14 protein-coding genes and 1 pseudogene are annotated in these 18645 nt (G+C 42.5%); 8 read left to right on the plus strand and 7 right to left on the minus strand.

The annotated features are described in order from the left end of the window. Nucleotides 1-24 precede the first annotated feature (24 nt). From pyrF to RE317_RS11920, 8 genes and pseudogenes are all read left to right on the plus strand, one after another. Entirely contained in the window at nt 25-843 is an 819-nt protein-coding gene (gene pyrF, locus RE317_RS11885; protein WP_005843024.1) for an orotidine-5'-phosphate decarboxylase, read from the plus strand. Between the two features lie 88 nt (nt 844-931). Next, nucleotides 932-2169 (plus strand): annotated as a pseudogene (locus RE317_RS11890) (HD domain-containing protein). A 132-nt stretch (nt 2170-2301) separates the two neighbouring features. Next, complete coding sequence (gene lpxD / locus RE317_RS11895) at nt 2302-3342, plus strand: UDP-3-O-(3-hydroxymyristoyl)glucosamine N-acyltransferase (RefSeq protein WP_005851060.1); 1041 nt, start codon at nt 2302-2304, stop codon at nt 3340-3342. A gap of 5 nt (nt 3343-3347) precedes the next feature. Then, entirely contained in the window at nt 3348-4733 is a 1386-nt protein-coding gene (locus RE317_RS11900; protein ID WP_005851058.1) for a bifunctional UDP-3-O-[3-hydroxymyristoyl] N-acetylglucosamine deacetylase/3-hydroxyacyl-ACP dehydratase, read from the plus strand. 16 nt (nt 4734-4749) lie between these two features. After that, on the plus strand, nt 4750-5517 hold the full coding sequence (gene lpxA, locus RE317_RS11905; RefSeq protein ID WP_005843031.1) for an acyl-ACP--UDP-N-acetylglucosamine O-acyltransferase: 768 nt from the start codon (nt 4750-4752) through the stop codon (nt 5515-5517). Between the two features lie 62 nt (nt 5518-5579). Next, a complete protein-coding gene (locus tag RE317_RS11910) occupies nt 5580-6143 on the plus strand; it encodes a hypothetical protein (RefSeq protein WP_005843033.1) in 564 nt (187 codons plus the stop codon). Between the two features lie 51 nt (nt 6144-6194). Continuing rightward, on the plus strand, nt 6195-7097 hold the full coding sequence (gene miaA / locus RE317_RS11915; RefSeq protein ID WP_005851054.1) for a tRNA (adenosine(37)-N6)-dimethylallyltransferase MiaA: 903 nt from the start codon (nt 6195-6197) through the stop codon (nt 7095-7097). Nucleotides 7098-7105: 8 nt separating this feature from the next. Next, the gene (locus RE317_RS11920; RefSeq protein ID WP_008670258.1) at nt 7106-9145 is read left to right on the plus strand and encodes an alpha-L-fucosidase; all 2040 of its coding nucleotides are present in this window, start codon (nt 7106-7108) and stop codon (nt 9143-9145) included. A gap of 177 nt (nt 9146-9322) precedes the next feature. Here the strand turns inward: RE317_RS11920 and RE317_RS11925 are convergent, their stop codons facing one another. The 7 genes from RE317_RS11925 to RE317_RS11955 all read right to left on the minus strand — a co-directional run bounded on the left by RE317_RS11925 (nt 9323) and on the right by RE317_RS11955 (nt 18640). Beyond that, nucleotides 9323-10096, minus strand: coding sequence for a hypothetical protein (locus RE317_RS11925; RefSeq protein ID WP_008670261.1), 774 nt, complete (start codon nt 10094-10096; stop codon nt 9323-9325). Nucleotides 10097-10217: 121 nt separating this feature from the next. Then, complete coding sequence (locus RE317_RS11930) at nt 10218-12326, minus strand: TlpA disulfide reductase family protein (protein WP_008670263.1); 2109 nt, start codon at nt 12324-12326, stop codon at nt 10218-10220. A 22-nt stretch (nt 12327-12348) separates the two neighbouring features. Beyond that, the gene (locus RE317_RS11935) at nt 12349-13539 is read right to left on the minus strand and encodes a peroxiredoxin (protein ID WP_005851040.1); all 1191 of its coding nucleotides are present in this window, start codon (nt 13537-13539) and stop codon (nt 12349-12351) included. Between the two features lie 30 nt (nt 13540-13569). Further along, the gene (locus RE317_RS11940; protein ID WP_008670266.1) at nt 13570-14913 is read right to left on the minus strand and encodes a tetratricopeptide repeat protein; all 1344 of its coding nucleotides are present in this window, start codon (nt 14911-14913) and stop codon (nt 13570-13572) included. Nucleotides 14914-14923: 10 nt separating this feature from the next. Continuing rightward, nucleotides 14924-16810, minus strand: a complete 1887-nt coding sequence (locus RE317_RS11945) for a M56 family metallopeptidase (RefSeq protein ID WP_008670267.1) — start codon at nt 16808-16810, stop codon at nt 14924-14926. A 33-nt stretch (nt 16811-16843) separates the two neighbouring features. After that, on the minus strand, nt 16844-17206 hold the full coding sequence (locus tag RE317_RS11950) for a BlaI/MecI/CopY family transcriptional regulator (protein WP_007831675.1): 363 nt from the start codon (nt 17204-17206) through the stop codon (nt 16844-16846). A gap of 210 nt (nt 17207-17416) precedes the next feature. Next, the gene (locus tag RE317_RS11955; protein ID WP_005851032.1) at nt 17417-18640 is read right to left on the minus strand and encodes a glycoside hydrolase family 88 protein; all 1224 of its coding nucleotides are present in this window, start codon (nt 18638-18640) and stop codon (nt 17417-17419) included. Between the last annotated feature and the right edge of the window lie 5 nt (nt 18641-18645).

The raw sequence follows: 18645 nt of genomic DNA on the forward strand, positions 1-18645 counted from the left end.
AAACCATAAACTGTAAACATAGCAATGAACAAGCAACAATTATTTGAAAATATCCAAAAGAAAAAATCATTCCTCTGTGTAGGACTGGACACCGACATAAAGAAGATCCCCGAACATCTGTTAAAAGAAGAAGATCCTATCTTCGCTTTCAACAAAGCCATCATTGACGCTACCGCCCCTTATTGCATCGCCTATAAACCCAATCTGGCCTTTTATGAAAGCATGGGCGTAAAAGGATGGATCGCTTTCGAAAAGACTGTATCCTACATCAAGGAAAACTATCCCGACCAATTCATCATTGCCGATGCAAAACGTGGCGATATCGGAAACACTTCGGCCATGTATGCCCGCACATTCTTTGAAGAGCTGGACATTGACTCAGTCACCGTAGCTCCTTACATGGGTGAAGACAGCGTGACTCCCTTCCTGAGTTACGAAGGCAAATGGGTAATCCTGCTAGCGCTTACCAGCAACAAGGGTTCCCACGACTTCCAGCTGACCGAGGACACCAACGGCGAACGCCTTTTCGAAAAAGTATTGCGCAAATCACAAGAATGGGCCAACGATGAAAACATGATGTACGTAGTAGGCGCCACACAAGGACGCGCTTTCGAAGACATCCGTAAAATTGTTCCCAACCACTTCCTGCTTGTACCTGGAATCGGCGCACAAGGAGGTTCTCTAGAGGAAGTCTGCAAATATGGCATGAATAGTACCTGTGGACTTATTGTTAATTCAAGCCGTGCCATTATCTATGCGGATAAAACTGAGAATTTTGCGACTGTAGCAGGACAAGAAGCTCAGAAAGTCCAGGCACAGATGGAGAAAATAATGTGCCAATAAAACAATGTGCTAATATGCAAATTACCAGGTAGATACATAGCGTAATACATTGGTTTAAGCATATCAGCACACTGAATAATTATTCCCCATGAGTGACCGAAAAATTATAAATGACCCCGTCTTCGGGTTTATCAACATCCCGAAGGGGTTACTATATGACATTGTATGTCACCCATTGCTGCAACGTCTTACCCGCATCAAGCAACTGGGCCTGTCCTCTGCCGTATATCCGGGAGCACAACATACCCGTTTCCAACACTCATTAGGCGCTTTCCACTTAATGAGCGAAACGATCAAGCACCTTACCGCCAAAGGTAACTTCATCTTTGACAGCGAAGCGGAAGCCGTACAAGCTGCCATCCTGTTACACGACATCGGACACGGTCCCTTCTCCCATGTGCTGGAAAACACATTGGCAGGAGGCGTTTCACATGAAGAAATCTCCTTGATGCTGATGGAACGAATGAACAAGGACATGAAAGGTGTCAACTCAATCTTGCCATACAGATATTCAAAGATGAATATCCCAAGAAATTCCTGCACCAACTGGTCAGCGGTCAATTGGATATGGATCGTTTGGACTATCTGCGGCGTGACAGTTTCTATACCGGTGTATCCGAAGGCAATATCGGGTCCGCCCGCATCATCAAAATGCTTGATGTAAAAGACGATCACCTGGTAGTAGAATCCAAAGGCATTTACTCCATCGAAAACTTCCTGATGTCCCGCCGCCTGATGTACTGGCAGGTATATCTGCACAAGACCTCCGTTGCCAGTGAAAAAATGCTGGTCAACACTCTGACACGAGCAAAGGAATTAGCCTTACGTGGCGTAGAGCTGTTCGCCTCACCCGCTTTAAGATTCTTTTTATACCATCCTATTGATAAAAAAGAATTTTATAACAGCCCGGATTGTCTTGAAAATTTTATTCAATTAGATGATAATGACATATGGACTGCACTGAAAGTTTGGAGCAATCACAGCGATGTGGTATTGTCCACTCTGAGTCGTGGAATGATTAACAGGAAACTATTCAAAGTAGAGGTAACCTCCTCTTCCATCACAAAAGCACGAAAAGAAGAAATTCTTTCAAGAATAAGTAAACAACTGAATATCAATAAGAAAGAAGCAAAATACTTCCTATCCATATCCAGTATAGAAAACAATATGTATAAAAAGGAGGATGACAGTATTGAAATCATCTATAAAGATGGAAGCACCCGCGATATAGCCAAGGCTTCGGATATGCTCAACATCTCTCTTCTCTCCCGAAAAGTCAAAAAATATTATATATGTTACCTGCGTTCCGAAAACGACGGACATTAAATAATTAGCGAATTGTACGGATATATAAAAAAAAAATGCGTAATTTGCATAATTAATGATGTGTTTACACTAACATGTAACACGCAAGTAACAAAACTGAAACATTTAGAACATAAAGAATTAGACAGTATTATGGAGTTCTCAGCTAAACAAATTGCGGAATACATCCAGGGAATTATTGTTGGCGATGAAAACGCAACTGTGCATACTTTTGCTAAAATAGAGGAAGGCGTGCCGGGAGCGATTTCTTTTCTTTCAAATCCTAAGTATACTCATTACATTTACGATACTCAGTCTACCATTGTGTTGGTAAACAAAGATTTCGTTCCCGAGCAAGAAGTAAAAGCTACCTTAATCAAGGTAGACAACGCCTACGAAAGTCTGGCTAAACTACTGACCCTCTATGAAATGAGCAAACCTAAAAAGACTGGTATAGATCCGCTGGCATACGTTGCCCCCACTGCGAAGTTGGGGAAGGATGTATATATCGCTCCGTTTGCCTGCGTAGGCGATGGTGCTGAGATTGGTGACAACACTTCCCTCCACCCGCACGCTACTGTAGGAAGCCATGCCAAAGTAGGTAATAATTGTACACTTTATCCACATGCCACCATCTATCACGACTGCTTGGTAGGAAACCACTGTACCCTGCATGCAGGCTGCGTAATCGGTGCTGATGGATTCGGATTCGCACCTTCTCCCGAAGGGTACGAAAAAATTCCACAAATAGGTATTGCCATCATAGAAGATAATGTGGAGATTGGTGCTAATACCTGCGTAGATCGTGCCACCATGGGCGCCACCATTGTACATAAAGGAGTGAAACTGGATAACCTGATCCAGATAGCACACAATGTGGAAGTAGGAAGCCACACTGTCATGGCATCACAGGTGGGTATTGCCGGTTCCACCAAAGTAGGTGAATGGTGCATGTTTGGCGGACAGGTAGGACTAGCCGGACATATTAAGATAGGTGACAAGGTAGGTATCGGCGCACAAGCAGGCGTTCCCGGTAACGTGAAATCCAACGAGCAAATTCTAGGCACTCCGGCCATCGATGCCAAGAATTTCATGAAATCATCGGCCGTATACAAAAAACTGCCCGAAATTTACACCACACTGAACGCCATGCAGAAAGAAATAGAAGAATTAAAAAAACAACTAAATAAATAAACCCCATGTTGAAACAGAAGACATTAAAAGGCAGTTTTTCTTTAAATGGAAAAGGCCTTCACACCGGAGTAAACTTGACGGTGACATTCAATCCTGCACCGGACAACCACGGGTATAAAATCCAACGAATTGATCTTGAAGGACAACCAATAATTGATGCCGTAGCAGAAAACGTAGGTGATACTACCCGCGGCACTGTGCTGATGAAAAACGGAATAAAAGTAAGTACAGTAGAACATGCTTTGGCAGCTCTTTATGCAGCTGGTATAGACAACTGCCTGATTCAGGTAAGCGGTCCCGAATTCCCTATTCTGGACGGCAGTGCCAAAGCGTATGTAGAAAATATACAGCGTGTAGGAATCGAAGAACAGAATGCTGTCAAGGATTACTATATCATAAAATCAAAAATCGAATTCAGGGACGAGGAAACCGGATCTTCCATCATTGTTCTTCCGGACGAAAATTTCAGTGTGAATGCACTGATCTCTTATCAGTCTAAAATACTGTCCAATCAGTTCGCCACACTGGAAGACATGGCTAAATTCCCCACCGAGGTAGCTTCCGCGCGTACCTTTGTATTCGTCCGCGAAATAGAACCATTGCTGGGCGCCGGACTGATTAAGGGAGGCGATCTGGACAACGCCATCGTAATCTACGAAAAAGAGATGAGCCAGGAAAACTACGACAAGCTGGCAGACGTCATGGGGGTTCCCCACATGGACGCCACCAAACTGGGCTACATCAACCATGTTCCCTTGGTATGGGACAACGAACCGGCCCGCCACAAACTGCTGGATATCATCGGCGACCTGGCACTGATAGGCAAACCCATCAAGGGACGTATCATCGCCACCCGTCCGGGGCACACCATCAACAACAAGTTTGCCCGCCAGATACGCAAAGAAATCAAACTTCACGAAATACAGGCTCCGTCCTATAACTGCAACGAAGCTCCCATCATGGATGTCAACCGCATCCGCGAACTGCTTCCGCACCGTTATCCTTTCCAGCTAGTGGACAAAGTCGTTGCCATTGGCGCCAACCACATTGTCGGTGTGAAAAACGTAACCGCCAACGAACCCTTCTTCCAGGGACACTTCCCACAGGAACCTGTCATGCCGGGTGTGCTTCAAGTAGAAGCCATGGCACAATGCGGTGGTCTGCTTGTTCTTAATTCAGTGGACGAACCCGAAAGATACTCCACCTACTTCATGAAAATAGACGGTGTGAAATTCCGCCAGAAAGTAGTGCCGGGAGACACTTTATTGTTCCGTGTTGAATTGTTGGCTCCTATCCGCCGGGGCATCTCCACAATGAAAGGATATGTGTTTGTAGGCGAGAAAGTAGTCTGCGAAGCCGAGTTTATGGCACAAATAGTAAAAAATAAATAACCACTAAAAAAACAACATGATTAGTCCATTAGCATATATACATCCCGAAGCAAAAATTGGTGAGAATGTAGAAATCGGTCCTTTTGTGTTTATCGACAAGAATGTAGTTATCGGTGATAACAACACAATCATGCCTAACGCCAATATACTGTATGGCTCACGCATAGGGAACGGCAACACCATTTTTCCGGGAGCTGTTATAGGCGCTATTCCCCAGGATTTGAAATTCCGCGGTGAAGAAACGACTGCCGAAATAGGTGATAACAACACCATTCGCGAGAATGTAACCATCAATCGTGGTACAGCGGCTAAAGGCAAAACCATAGTGGGCAGTAACAACCTGTTGATGGAAGGAGTACACGTAGCACATGATGCCATCATAGGCAGCGGTTGCATCATAGGCAATGCCACCAAGATGGCAGGTGAAATTATCATTGATGATAACGCCATTATCAGCGGCGCCGTATTGATGCACCAATTCTGCCGGGTAGGCGGTTATGTAATGGTACAGGGCGGTTCACGTTTCAGCAAGGACATTCCTCCTTATATTATAGCAGGGCGCGAACCCATTGCCTACGCAGGAATCAATATCGTAGGACTCCGCCGCCGCGGATTCTCTAATGAACTAATAGAGAATATACACAACACCTATCGCATTATTTATCAAAATGGCATGAACGTTACCGATGCCTTGGAACAAGTACGCAAAGAAATACCTATGAGCAAAGAAATAGAATATATTATTTCTTTCATAGAAAATTCTCAAAGAGGTATCATCAGATAACAAAGTTTTTTATAACTTTACTGCACGAAAAAAAAGTTATATAGTATATACAGTATAAATATATGATTTACAGATTTACACTAATCTCTGATGAAGTCGATGATTTTATAAGAGAAATAAAGATAGACTCGGAAGCAACTTTCTTTGATTTGCACGAAGCAATATTGAAAGCGGCAGGATATAAAGATGACCAGATGACCTCTTTCTTCATTTGTGATGACGACTGGGAGAAAGACCAGGAAATCACACTGGAAGATATGGGAAGCAGTTCGGAAGAAGACAGCTACATCATGAGAGAAACCCGCTTGAGTGATTTGGTGGAAGACGAAAAGCAAAAATTGCTGTATGTATTCGACCCGTTGGCAGAACGAGTGTTTTTCATTGAACTGTCGGAAATCATCACCGGCAAAGACCTTGACAAAGCAGTGTGTTCGCGCAAAGCCGGAGAAGCCCCGAAACAAACCGTCGACTTTGACGAAATGATGGCAAAAAGCAATAGCGGAAATCTGGATATAGACGAGAATTTCTATGGCGACCAGGACTTCGATATGGAAGACTTTGATCCCGAAGGATTTGATATGGGCGGTGCCTCCTCACCGGACCCTTATGAGCAAGAAAACTATTAATCTTAACGGGGGCGGACGTTACACGTCCGCCCCTCTCTTTTTATAAACACCATGCCTGACACCCTTATCGTCCTTATCGGCCCTACCGGTGTAGGAAAGACCGAACTAAGCCTTTCCATTGCCGAACACTTCCGGACTTCCATTGTTTCGGCAGACTCACGCCAATTGTATGCAGACCTGAAGATAGGAACTGCCGCCCCTACCCCCGAGCAACTGGCGCGTGTTCCTCATTATTTTGTCGGAACATTACAGCTAACAGATTATTACAGCGCCGCACAATACGAAGCAGACGTACTGGCACAACTGGAAATCCTATACCAAAACCATGACACTGTAATACTGACCGGAGGTTCCATGATGTATATAGATGCCATTTGCAAAGGCATAGATGATATCCCCACTGTAGACAATGAAACACGCCAGCTGATGCTACGACGTTACGAACAGGAAGGGCTGGACACTCTGTGCGCCGAACTAAGGCTGCTGGACCCCGAGTATTACAAAATAGTGGATTTGAAAAATCCCAAACGGGTAATACATGCATTGGAAATATGCTACATGACCGGAAAAACTTATACTTCTTTCCGTACCCGTACTCACAAGGAACGCCCTTTCCGCATCATCAAAATAGGATTAACCCGCGACCGCGAAGAATTGTATGACCGCATCAACCGCCGCGTGGACATCATGATACAGGACGGCTTGCTGGAAGAAGCCCGGCAGGTATATCCTTTCCGGCATCTGAACTCGCTCAATACCGTAGGATACAAAGAAATGTTCAAGTATCTGGACGGAGAATGGACTTTGGAATTCGCTATCGGAAAAATCAAGCAAAATTCCCGCATTTACTCTCGTAAACAGATGACCTGGTTCAAACGGGACAAAGACATCGTGTGGTTCCATCCCGACCAACAAACAGAAATTATGCAATATATTCATTCAGTTAACCACTAATTACAATCATGAAAAAATTACTAACCTTCATCATGGCTTGTGTCATAAGCCTGGGTGCAACAGCCCAAATCTCGGAAAAAGCATTTGAGAAATGGCATCAGAACAAGTATTCCATGTTCATCCACTTCGGTCTTTATTCCGAACTGGGAGGCGTATGGGAAGGCAACCCCGTCACCCGAGGATACAGTGAACAAATCCAATCGTTTGCGGGAATCTTCAGTGACTGGTATGGAGATACCGCCCTGCGCTTCAATCCCACCCTGTTTGATGCAGACGCTATCGTGTCACTGGCCAAAGAAGCCGGTATGCGCTCCATCATCATTACCACCAAGCATCACGACGGTTTCTGTATGTTCCGTACAGCCACCACCGACTATAATTCATACGATGCCACCCCCGGCAAGCGCGACTTCATAAAAGAGATGGCGGAAGCTTGCAAACGTGGCGGAATCAACTTCGGCATCTATTTCTCACTGATAGACTGGCATTTTCCACAAGCCTATCCTATCTCCAGCCATAACTGTGATTTCATCACCCCACAGCATCATGAATTCACCAAAGCCCAAGTTACCGAACTGTTGACCAACTACGGTCCCATCTCCGAACTATGGTTTGACATGGGTTCCAACACTCCTGAACAAAGCAAGGAACTGTATCAACTGGTGCACAGATTGCAACCAGACTGTATGGTAAGCGGCCGGTTGGGCAACGATCAGTATGACTTCAGTGTCATGGCAGACAACACATACCCCGAAGGCTCCTTGCAGACCGCATGGCAAACAGCTGCTTCCATGTTCGATGAAACCTGGAGCTACCGTTCCTGGCAGAAAAGGGGGGACGTTCACACCAAAGCGATGGAAAAACTACGCAGCCTGATCAATGTAGTTTCCCATGGCGGAAACTTCCTGCTGAACATCGGTCCCAAAGGTGACGGTTCCGTAGTACCCTTTGAAAGAGAGGTGCTGAAAGAAATCGGTATCTGGTTGAAGAAAAACGGTGAAGCCATTTATGGCACAGAAGCCTCTCCTTTCCGTGAGCAATTCGAATGGGGAACCATTACCCGCAAAGGCAATAACCTCTACCTCATCTTATCAGGCAACCGCCCTGCCGATGGTAAAATCACTTTGAACGTGCCGGGATGCAAACTGCAAAAAGCAGACATTAAAGCTATTCAGAAAGGACAGGAGATGATCTTCACACTGCCCGCCGACGCATACGGAAAAGACATCCAAGTGATTTGCGCCACGTTCGACCAACCGGTGAAACCGCAACCTATGGCTGCACAGCGCACTCCCAATTATAGTTATTCCTGTTTCGATTATTACAGCAACTACCGCAGTACGGTGAGCTATCAATGGAACATCAACAAATCCAACCTCAACGCATTGGAATTTACCTATACTCCGCAGGAGAACGGTAAGGAATTACTGGTTGAAGTAGATGGAATACCTTACACAGTAACCCTTGACGCAGGCAAGGCACAGGCATTAAACCTGCCTTCCAAGACCGTATGGGGTCAGCGTTACTTCTGCGGACCGGGCAGCGGATTGTTCGATGCTCCTGCCACCATCCATACTGATCCGGACAAAGCACCGGTAAGAAAAGGACAATGGAAAGAAGTGAATGAGGAAAAAGCCATGTTCCCCAGCAATATTCTGGAAAGTTACTTCCTGATGCAGCAGGTAGAATCGCCCAAAGCACAAGATATTCTAGTAGATGTAGGTGCCGGAAACGGTATCGAAATCTATCTGAACGGCAAGTCGGTAATGAAACACCTCAACCCTTACCGCTGCAAGTTCCGCGAGGAAAAGGTGCTGCTACCGCTTCAAAAAGGCAGTAACCAAATTGTGGTAAGAATATACAACCGCTTTGAAAAAGAAACAGGCTATCTGCTGCGCCCATCAGCGGAACAGGTTATCTACAAGCAGAAATTCACTTTGCCGCAAGTGGCAAAAGGAAAAGTTCATACTGTTGTTGTAAAACAGAATAATCTGCCATCCATCCATAAGGACACAGAATTATCCAATCTGAAGGTAGAGGCAAAATAAAACTTTTCAATAAATAAAAAATGAAATACCTCTCCCCGGATGTTTCTGTCATGAAATGTCCGGGGAAAGTTTTATATAAAGAAAACATCATTCTAGAATTTACCAATAGTACTGACAGGCCTCATGCATGAAGATCATAATATTCATAAAGTACCCTTCATACAGTCTGTTCCGATATTATGCTTTCCTCCTGTCTGCCTGATAATTCAGAATTACCCCCAGTACTATCAGTACAGAAAGTACAATCCATGCAACATTCAAAAAGATTCCTTTCCATTCCTGCCGGGTAATGAACTGTGAATACAAAGGTCGTATAATCGGAGCTTGAGGATGGTGGAGTTTACAGCGGGACCGATCAATGGCTTTCTGATAATCATCTAAATCAAAAATACAACGCTCATAACATACAACGGCTTGTCCTTTCTCATGCCTCACCGGAATAACCCATGCCTTAACTTCCCGCTCCTCATACTTATGACGGGGCAATGAATCGGTAAATGCAGGAGCTACAGAGAAATGATATTGCTTCTGTTCCTTACGATAGCGGTGTCTGCCCATACTTCGTGTCACCTCACGAGTGACAGTCACACTGCTCCTTCGGGCATAATCCACCTCCAGAGTATCGAAAGTAAAATACAGAGCATTATTCTCCAAATTATATAAATCGGTAACAGCATGATAACGCACCACTTCATCTGCCGAATGAAAAAGCCAGTTCTGTAAAGGAATATTAAAGGCCATACTTGCAGCTGCCATCAATATAAGAAAAGGAATTTTCCATCTTGAAGCAACGATAAAAGCCCCTCCGGCGAGAGTGAGTAACGGAGGTAAAGCATACGTCGTAATTTGTAACCAGCCCCCCGGATTAAAACCAAGAGCAACAGTGAACAAAATTCCTGCTAAAGAAGGAATGAAAAGTAATAACAATAGCTTAACGACCCAGTTTTTCATTATTCAATATTAGTTTTGTCTTGCCAAAGATAGTAATATAAATCCAAAAAAAGAATCTGTAAATGCTTACAGCACCTTACAGATCCTTTTCCACTTTATTCTTGCAAGACAAACACGGTCTTTATTTCTCTAATGCTTTCATTAATTCTCTTTTTACGGTATCCACTCCCGGGAAACCGGTGTATTTTTGAATAACACCCCCTTCTTTATCGACAATAATATAAGTCGGAACCCCCTGTATGCTGAACTGCCTGCTCAGGTAATTCCACTGAGCTGCCGTTACCCGGTAATGCTCTCCATGAATATCCGGAATCATGTTATCCCATGTTTCTTTGGGCGAGTTCTCTCCGGCAATAAAAACATATACAATATCTTTACCTTCAAGATCTTTCTTCATCGGTTTCATCTGTTTCATAGCCATTTTGCAAGGACCGCACCAAGTCGCCCAAAAATCGACCAAAACCACCTTACCCTTAAATTTAGAAATGATGGAATAAAATAAATCTTCATCTTTTACTTCTCCGGATTCATTAACGGTATAACCTTTCTTTTTCTTATTAGCTTCAATCGTTTCCAAAAGACGGTTGTTCATCTTTGTCAGTCTGCCGAGATAATAAGGGTCACTCATCTTCCGTATCTCCTCAAAATCATGTACAGTCAATGGAGTGAAGTCACTGATTTTCTGAGCATATTTCATCATTTTCTGCAAGTCGAAAAAAAGTCCTTGGTCTGTGCCCAAATATCCGGCTATAATCTTTTTCAAAATATAGTCTTGCTGCATAGAACTGAATTCTTTAAACAATTCATCGTATTTTATTCGCAATTCGCCCATTTTTTCCTGATAGACAGATGTTTTTCCGGTATCTGTATCAGCCTTGAACTCACGTATTATCTTAGCATCTTCAGCAGAAACTTTATCGGAAGAGAGAATAAACGCAAATATATCACTCAACTCATCATCCATCTTCACCCTCAGATAGCCCATTCCCCTTACCAAATCAGCATAACCATTGGCATAAAGCATGACAGGCGAGTTCAGTATATTCAACTGCCGGATATAGTCATAGAAATCATCACTCAATTCCGGTTGTTTAAACTTTTGATAAGCTTCACGAGCCGGTAATCCACTGCACTGCACATAAGCATAGGCTAAATTAGAACTTACACGGGTCAATGTCAAAGTACAAAGCAAATCATTCTGAGCCAATAAAAGCTCCCGGTATGCCTGACTTCTTTTCTTATCGGAACAGATAGCGGATTTGGTTTCTTCATATTTTTTCAACCAATAAGCTTTATACTGACCGGCAGTCATATTATATAAATCATTCATATTCCAATGAACCATTCCCCATACATCCATCAAATGTTCATCATCGGTTATCATTTCATCATTCAAAGCCGCCATGGTACCTGAAAAATAGACTTTCTTTCCACCAGCACGCTTGCCTTTCAACAATTTGCTTTCAGAACGACTCAACTCACGCAAGTTGACAGCCATATCCAATTCACCACCGGGAACCAAAAAGACGTCAAAATAAATATCACGTCCCACAGAAAAACTGACCGTAGTCGGAGCACAAAGTTCAATCTCTGTCCGAAATGTTCCGTCTTCATTCACCTTTATTTCAGTATCCTCAAATTTTGCCGTCAACAAATCACAAATCCTACAAGAAAACGGAAGTGCATAGTGCTTCTCATAGTCTAACAAACGACCGGTTATCACTGATTTGCCATCTTTCAATTCAGCCTTAGGCAACGGTTCAGCGTAATTCAATTTCTGTTTCTTCACATCATCCGATAAATCCAATTCCGGTAATTTACCATCCAAATGGATTCCCCATACCTTGAAACAGTCCTCACAATCGCTCTCAATGAAATCAATCACTTTCACTGTAGGGGGCAATAACGGAAAAATAAGACTAAAAGAAGCTTCACCGCTATCGGGCATCCAAAATTTTTCGCCCAAGATAATTCCATTACCGGAACGAATCGGATACTTCTCTCCATTATCAGCCAACAAATAACTTTCATTACTTATCTGAATCCAATTATGAGGACGGAAAAAGGCTTTTACATCCAATACGGTTGCCGTATCCGAAACCACCACTCTGTCTATCTCGATAGTAGAAGAGCTACGAGCGATGAAAGGCGGCTGTTTAACCACCCTGTCTTTTGCCTGCAAAAGGCAGCAACTCACCATAGCAAGCAGTAAAATACCAAAGTTTTTCATTGTATCTTTTTTTTAAACATACTTACTTATTTCCCAAGTTCCTATCCAAAAGATTCTTTACTTCTTCGTATGCCTTTGTATATCCACGGGCCAAAGTAATACCATCCGGAGAGATTAACATAAGAATGGGAACTCCTGAAAAATAAAGGTCTTTCACTATAAAGCCGTTGCCCTCATCCTCTGTGTAAACTGTAGTCCACGGATGGCTTAGCAATCCCTGTACCCGTTCATCTTTCTTAAACTCTTCAGAACTTCCCTGCAACGATTTCAACAAATCATCACGGGTAAATCCCAATACCTCCAAACCTTTTTCATGATATTTTTGATAGAGATCCGTTATTTTAGGATTTACCCAAAAAGTACCAGGACATAATCCCCAATGATAAATCAACACATATTTGCCTTTATAATCAGACAAAGACACTTTCCGGCCGTCTTTATCTGTCACTGTAAACTCCGCTGGCGCAAAGCCTACTTCAATATTCTTCAATACAAGCAATTGCTTGTCAAGTATTTGTCCAAAATATGAATTTTGAACCTCTGGAGTAAATTGTGCCAAACGCTCTTTTACATCCTTATAAGTAGCATCAAAAACAAAAGCGGATGCATACATAAAAGCGGCATATTCCATATCGTTCACTTTCAATGCCAGACTATCACGAACAGTCTTCAGCATTAGCGGACGATGATATTCATTATACATTTGCCCGTATTTTGCCACACTATCATTTTGCTTTGTATCCTGATATTTCAGTATCTGACTGAAGATATCAATCATTTCAGTATTGGAAGACGCAGTCAGGCTATCATACCTAGCCACCAACGAATTGTCATAAAAACCACCCGAATGACGAACCGCACCCAAGTAATCCAAAGACCCTTTCAGTTTTATATCATCACCTACGCGAGCTATAATCTCAGCTCCGCGAATACAACTCCGTAACGGTTCACCCACTTTAGGCTGATGCGTCAATAAATAAAAAGTAGTATGTTCCATAGGAATAAAAGCCGAGAAAATCCCCTCCTTTTCCACCAATATGGTATCTGTTCCGTCTTCTTTCCAATCGGGTAATAAAAAAGTTTTAAGAAAAAGAGTATCTCCAACCTGAAGCCCTTCCAAATGACCGGATAGTTTAAAGCCATCGGTCTGCATAGTTTGCCGGCATGACACTAGAGCCACTGCAAAGAGTGCCAAAGCTAAAATTTTCTTCATATATTCTTACTTTTATATAAATGACTTCCGTTATTTTGCATGACGAAGTGCCAACGTATCTTTTTTCTCTACAGGAAATGACTTTGTCGGAATATCACCTCTAAAGAAACCTTCCTCCTTTATTTTTTTGATACGTTTCCATGCCTGCTGGTAAAGTGTTATGCGGTCTTCCACCGGGTTCCCGTCTTCGTCCAAGGCATAACGCTGATCTTCGGGAACTGTAGCCATGTATTTCCTATAATAGCGAATGGCATTCTTCTCATCTTCTTTCCAATCATAGAGACAGGCTATTTTATAAAGAATGGAGTTTTTCTTTGTATAAATATATAACTTCTCCAAGGCTTCCACCTCTTTCTTTGTATCCCCCGCATAATCGTAACATTCTACCAACCCGTCATAAAGACGTACCATCATACTATCAGAAGGAACTGCTATGCGGAAGGCTTCTTCCATATATTCCACACCCTCCTTTTTCCAGGAAGTGCGTGCCGAAGCTTTTGCCAGATAATAGAGCACATTCACATCCATCGGATTTTTTTGATAAGCTTCTTTCAGATTATCGTATGCACCGTAAAACCAGTTATCCCCATAATGGGATACACCTAAATAGTAAAGAGTGAGAAAACTACGATCACCCAGTTCTTTTAATGACTCATAGCGTTTTACCGCCGTTCCGTACTCTTTCAGCATACAATAAGCCTTCGCATTCTGGCGGTTCACATCTATATTGGTGGTATCGGACAAACGATAAACTTCCGTCACATCAACAGCATCTTTAAACTGCTGATTGTTATTAAAAATACCGGCAATGCGTGCCACTGTCTGGGCATCCAACGAATCACGCCGATAGGCTATGTTATAACTGATGAAGGCACTGGCGGCATCCTGCAATCCCTCGTATGCCTGTCCCAGATATTTGTATCCGGTGGCCGACAAGGAATCGCGTTCCAACCAGCCATGACAAGCCGTACGCGCTTCTTCATAATCTTCGGAAGCTAATAAAGAGCGTATGAACTGCAACCGGAAAAATTTATTTTCCGGTTGCAAATTCATTGCCTTCTGATAACAGTTGGCCGCCCGACGGGAGTTACCCGTCAATTTGTAACACTCGGCAAGGTCGATCAAAACTTTTGTGTTTGTGCTGTCTTTCAAGATAAGAGAGTTCAATACCCCTATGGCTTCCGGATAACGGTTCATCGCTTTCAGCGCCTGAGCTTTGGTAATCAGCAACAAAGAATCCTGACAATCGGGTTCAATCAGCATAACTACTGTCTCATAATCATAATTATCCATTGCCTGACGAATCCCATCATTCACCTGGGCAAACAACGAAACGGGGAGCATACATAGCAGCAGTGTTACAAATTTTTTCATATCTTTATTCTTATTGTTTCTTTGTGGTAATCAATATCACGCCATTCTTGGCTTTGGCTCCATAAATGGCAGTACCTGCCGCATCCTTCAACACCGAAATAGATTCAATGTCCGAAACATTCATTTTTTCCATTTGACTATAAGGCTTTTCTATCCCATCAACTATAAGCAATGGTTTCTCCTTCCAATCTTTCAACGAAAAAGTTTCCTTACCTATCCGCAATGGATTTTCTTGAAAAACAGTGTCTGTCTTCAACTCCAAATGACGTGCTTCATTTGATTTGATATCTTTACCGTCTAGTCTGAAAGTGACGGGAACCGTATATTTCACACGCACAGGCTGACCTTTCTGCATACCTGGTTTCCATTTCGGCATAATGGAAATGACTCGAATGGCCTCACCGTCCAAATCCGGATCAATGCTCCTGACAACTTTGGGATTGGCTATATTACCATCTTTCTCAACTACAAATTGTACAATAACCTTTCCCTGTACTCCAGCTTTCTGAGCCTCCACTGGATATTTGATATTCTTCCCCAAGAATTTCAAACATTCTCCCATACCACCCGGAAACTCAGGCATCTCTTCAACAACCTGAAAAACCGGAACTTCATCAGAAGCTTCTTCACCACCTCCATAACCTACTACAACCACTTCCTGTGTCTTAGTTGTGATTTCTCCCTCCAAATACACTTTTAAAGATTTAATTTTTCCAATAAGTTTCTCTGTAATAGTCAATTCCTTTGTTTTCATATTTATATATGAAACACTCAAAGTAGCCCCAACAGGCATTGAAATAACAAAATTTCCATCTAAATCAGTGATCGTACCTGAAGTTGTACCTTTGATAATCACACTAGCACCTACAACCGGAGCGTTTGTACTTTTTTCTAATACCTGCCCTTGCACTTTTATTTCCTTTGCAGGATGTTTTTCGGGACTTTTAACCTCTTCGGTTTTCATAATTGCCGTTAAATCATTAACTTTGACGGCTGAAATCTCATCTAACTCACTAGAGATTTCGGGGCGGGCAAAGGCTGCCACGGCAATGGCTGCCAATGGAAGTACATACAGGTACTTGAGTCGTGCCCACGGATTGGATTTCTTTTTTAACATCATAGTAATACGTTTTTTAAGTGAACTGTGATTGAAGCTGTTGGCCATAGAGTAGAGCCTTGTGCCGACAGCTTTTTTTATTAATAACAACTGATATTTCTTTGCATCAATACCTTGTGCAATCACGCTTTCGTCCGCTTCGAACTCGTGTATGTTCTGTAGTTCCTGTTTCAATAACCAGGAGGCAGGATTGAACCATTGGAAAAAGATGCAGATATCCGCTATAAGTAAATCTATGGAATGTCTCTTCCGTATATGGGCATATTCATGCGTCAGTATTTCCTCACCGTTTTCCTTCAGGTCTTTCTCAGAGATCACTACAAACTTCATCCAACTGAAAGGTGCGATTTTTTTCTGATGGGTAATCAGCGTGATGCCATTTTCCTGACGGACAAGGGTGCTACCCTTTATCAGCCTCAGCATACGGGTCAGCGACCATACATTACGTAAAAAGAAGAATACAATACCCAACAAATAAACCATCAGCAACACTTCACGCCATGTAATGGCAGATACGGGAGCAGCTTCTATAGTAGCAGTCCGATTAAGATCAGCCATAAGCAGAAGTTCTTCCCAAGTCAGCAATTGTTGACTGACTTCCATCGGTTCTTTCATAGTCACTTCCACAAAGGGAATGGCACAGGACAATATCAGTATTCCCAACAAAGCAATACGGTTAAAACGATGGAATGTTTCACGGCTCAGCAACAGGCGGTAAAATAAATAAAATACCGCCAGACAAACTGCCGACTTTACAATATATACAAAAAATGCTCCCATAGTATGTATCTTTAATTATTCTCTTTATCCGGATTATTCATGCGCCTTTTCCACATCCCGGATAAGCTGCTTCAATTCATCCAAAGAAATCTCCTCCTCCTTCACCAGTGAAGAAACCGCTCCTAAATAAGAGTTATTGAAATATTTACTGATAACTCCTTTCAACGTCTTCTTCTTAAAATCATCACAGCTTACCACCGCATAATACTGATAGGTATTTCCAAATACCTCATGACTGAGAAACCCCTTTTCCTCCAATCCTCTCACAATGGTAGACAGAGTATTGAAATGCGGACGCGGTTCATCATAAAAATCAAGTAACTGTTTTACAAACAACGGGCCTTTTTCCCAAAAATAACCCATAATTTCTTCTTCCTTTGCTGTCAACATTTTCATAATCTTTCTTTTGATTATCACAAAGAACTAAAACTTTTAGTTATAAAACTAATTTTCATAGTTAAAGTAAACTAAAAGCTTTAGTTACCTGCTGTAAAACAGTATATCCCGTTTTCACCTGCTGATGCAAACGGGATATACTTATCATAAATAATCCACCTATAAGGAGACTACAGATCTCTATATACTTATACTTCCCTGAACAATCTATTATTCGTCAATGACCGGTTTATTTTCCGTCAGCCTTTTCAAACGGAGAAGTGCCTCCATATAATAATAATCAGCATAAATGATGGATGCATCAATCTCTGATCCGGCAGGCAAGTGTCCTGTGGAATGAAGCAGGAAAGCAGGTTTACTTTTACCACACTGGTATTTGTCGGAACTCAGGCTGGTCAGCATTTTTACAGCCGCCTGTTTATATTCCAATGCTTTTTCAGCCGGCAGATAACCGGACAATTCTAATAAAGCAGAAGCTACCACACAAGCAGCAGAAGCATCCCGGGGAGCATCAGGAATGGACGGATCATTAAAATCCCAATAAGGAATATAGTCTTCGGGCAGATTTTTCAGATATACATCCGTTACCTTTTGTACAAAATCGAGGTAACGGACATCTTTTGTTTCCCGATAAACGACTGTATAACCATAGATAGCCCATGCCTGACCACGAGCCCACATACTGTCATCCGAATAACCTTGATGGGTCACTCCCTTGATAAATTCACCTGTCAGGGTATCATACACTGCTACATGATAAGAGGTATAATCCGGACGAAAATGATATTTCATCGTCTTATCCGCATGAGCCACGGCAATGTCAAACAAATAAGGATTACCTCCATTCTTGGCTGCCCAGAAAAGCATTTCCAGATTGATCATATTGTCCATGATGGTATTATGACCGCCAAACATTTTCACATTGCGAGGCCATGAAAGCATAGTACCTACACGGGGATTGAACAATGCTGATAACGAATCAGCCGTATTGATTATAACTTGCTTATATTCCGGATTACCGGTCAGACGATAACCATTACCATAGCTACAAAAAACCAAAAAACCCAAATCATGATCGTATGCAGGAATCTCCGAGAGAAATTTCAAAGAAGCAGTAAACTTTTCGGCCTCTTCCTTTATTTTCGGATCTTGTGTATATTCATAATCATACCACAAGATGCCCGGCCAAAAACCTCCGCACCATTCTTCCTTACTCACTTTACGATAGTTCCAGTCATACTGGCCATCCATTATGTTACGAGGCATCATAGTGTAATCTACCTCCCGCCCTTTTCCATGCATAACCTCCAAAGTACGATGTACCTGGCGATCACAATATTCCAAAGCCCTGTTCACCTCCAGTTTGTTGTCTACTTCAGTACAGGCTGAAAGTAGACATAACCCTATACCTACTAATAGATTTTTTGTATTCATAATTA

Source organism: Phocaeicola sp. GP0067 (assembly GCF_031119655.1).
In the GTDB taxonomy this organism is placed as follows: Bacteria; Bacteroidota; Bacteroidia; order Bacteroidales; family Bacteroidaceae; genus Phocaeicola; species Phocaeicola vulgatus.

Coding starts and splice junctions, on each gene's coding strand:
- RE317_RS11900 (WP_005851058.1), top strand. CDS start 3,348: ATGTTGAAACAGAAGACATTAAAAGGCAGTTTTTCTTTAAATGGAAAA.
- RE317_RS11950 (WP_007831675.1), bottom strand. CDS start 17,206: ATGAAAATGTTGACAGCAAAGGAAGAAGAAATTATGGGTTATTTTTGG.
- RE317_RS11955 (WP_005851032.1), bottom strand. CDS start 18,640: ATGAATACAAAAAATCTATTAGTAGGTATAGGGTTATGTCTACTTTCA.
- RE317_RS11920 (WP_008670258.1), top strand. CDS start 7,106: ATGAAAAAATTACTAACCTTCATCATGGCTTGTGTCATAAGCCTGGGT.
- RE317_RS11945 (WP_008670267.1), bottom strand. CDS start 16,810: ATGGGAGCATTTTTTGTATATATTGTAAAGTCGGCAGTTTGTCTGGCG.
- lpxD (WP_005851060.1), top strand. CDS start 2,302: ATGGAGTTCTCAGCTAAACAAATTGCGGAATACATCCAGGGAATTATT.
- RE317_RS11935 (WP_005851040.1), bottom strand. CDS start 13,539: ATGAAGAAAATTTTAGCTTTGGCACTCTTTGCAGTGGCTCTAGTGTCA.
- RE317_RS11930 (WP_008670263.1), bottom strand. CDS start 12,326: ATGAAAAACTTTGGTATTTTACTGCTTGCTATGGTGAGTTGCTGCCTT.
- RE317_RS11910 (WP_005843033.1), top strand. CDS start 5,580: ATGATTTACAGATTTACACTAATCTCTGATGAAGTCGATGATTTTATA.
- pyrF (WP_005843024.1), top strand. CDS start 25: ATGAACAAGCAACAATTATTTGAAAATATCCAAAAGAAAAAATCATTC.
- lpxA (WP_005843031.1), top strand. CDS start 4,750: ATGATTAGTCCATTAGCATATATACATCCCGAAGCAAAAATTGGTGAG.
- RE317_RS11940 (WP_008670266.1), bottom strand. CDS start 14,913: ATGAAAAAATTTGTAACACTGCTGCTATGTATGCTCCCCGTTTCGTTG.
- miaA (WP_005851054.1), top strand. CDS start 6,195: ATGCCTGACACCCTTATCGTCCTTATCGGCCCTACCGGTGTAGGAAAG.
- RE317_RS11925 (WP_008670261.1), bottom strand. CDS start 10,096: ATGAAAAACTGGGTCGTTAAGCTATTGTTATTACTTTTCATTCCTTCT.